We start from the raw sequence: 1,610 nt of genomic DNA on the forward strand, positions 1-1,610 counted from the left end.
GGGTGCGATCCGCCTGATGCGCTGATCGAATCGCACATCACGCGGTTTCCAGATTGATAAGGTCGTCGACAGCCGGTTTTGATAGTAGCCATTTCTCATAAACGGCCTCCCAGACTCCGCTGAGCAGTAGGCATCGCAGCGTCATCGCATGTTGACCACCCTCCTTCTTCCAACGCATCCCTGACAGTTTCATCCGTTCGCTCACGATCTGTTTGCAGGCCGACTCCACTACGCCGCTGCCGATCGGATAGCCACGTGACTTCATCCCCGCGTAATCCATGAACCGATGATAGCGACGAAGATACCGCTCCGCTTTCTCTGCATCGTCGCAGCCCGACCGCTTGTAGCCATAAAGCTTTCGCATCGCCGCGATGCTGCGGAGCATCCGTCCGTGACCACCCGGCTGCAGCAGCAACCACCGGGCATGCTCAAGCCACTTTTTCCGCTTCGCCTTGTCCTTGCCAAATTTCAACGCGTCGGCAATCGTCGTCAAGCGTTCGGCGGCGTGATAGTAATCCACCACGCGGGTGATCTTGATCCGCCGGCCATCGACGAAAAACTTGCTCAGCGTGTTTCGCCAGTAAGCCGTCTCCACCTTGCCCGCATCGCTGACGTACACGATCTCGGGAATGTGATCACCGCAGCGACGGATCGTCGCCTCCAGAAGATCGGTCAGCTCGCTGGAAAGCGTCACTTGGTTGGTTTCTGGCACTCGCCCCAAGTAGACCGTGCCCAGCTTCTTGCCACCGGCGATCACGCTGACGCATGCGACACTGGCCATCTCGAAGAAACTCCACGGAGCCAACCCCAGTGCCACGCCATCGCGACTGACCGACAACACCGGCTTCTTTCCATCCTTGCGAGCTTTTTCGATCAGCTCCATCAACTTGTCCACGCGTGCTTGCTGGCCATGCGGCTGCATGTCACCGGCCAGCGTGGCGACGATTCGGCGGAGTTTCTCGGTTCCAATATTGGTTCCCATCTGATCGGCAATCATTTCGAGGGTGCGTCCCTGCGAACTCCCACAAGCGGCGAACTGCTGGCCGACCCGACTGGCGGCCGCCGGCGTGCATCCGTCTTCGATGCCCAGCAGGATCTCCAACGGAAAAATGGTGCGACCGCGACGGCCGCGTCGATAACGGGCCCGGATGAGCGAGATTTTACCGAACCGCGTGAGGATGTCCCTGCGAATCGTCGTGCCTCGGATTCGGCGATGGGATTTGCCACGAAACGACACGGTCCCCGGCGTGTCCTGGGGCTCTGGCTGCAGAAGCGAAAAGATGGCTTGGATCAGCCGGCAACCGAGCTGGCGAAGTTGTTCATACAAGTTATTCTCCAGATCATTGGTCTTCTGAGCTGTTGGCGGGTCGCCGGCAAACTGCTCGATCAGTTCGGCAGCTTGCTGGCGAAACGTTCCGGTTGCTTGGTCAAGCAACGATTGAATTTCGGAATCTGCGATTGCCCGTGTGAGACGACCGACGTTACCTTTGACATCCATGAGGCTTCCTTTCCTGCGGTGTTAGTGTGGTAACCAACATTTTGCAGGAGGAAGCCTCTTTTCATGAATATCAATCCGGTCCGATCAAAGGCGCACTACGCGGATCGCACCC

1 protein-coding gene is annotated in these 1,610 nt (G+C 58.0%); it reads right to left on the reverse strand.

What is annotated here, in order from left to right; genetic code table 11:
• Nucleotides 1-37: 37 nt before the first annotated feature.
• Nucleotides 38-1,498 (reverse strand): hypothetical protein, encoded by a 1,461-nt coding sequence (locus Poly51_RS30210; protein ID WP_146462677.1) that lies wholly within the window; start codon nucleotides 1,496-1,498, stop codon nucleotides 38-40.
• Between the last annotated feature and the right edge of the window lie 112 nt (nucleotides 1,499-1,610).

The sequence above is a fragment of the Rubripirellula tenax genome, from assembly GCF_007860125.1.
GTDB lineage: Bacteria > Planctomycetota > Planctomycetia > Pirellulales > Pirellulaceae > Rubripirellula > Rubripirellula tenax.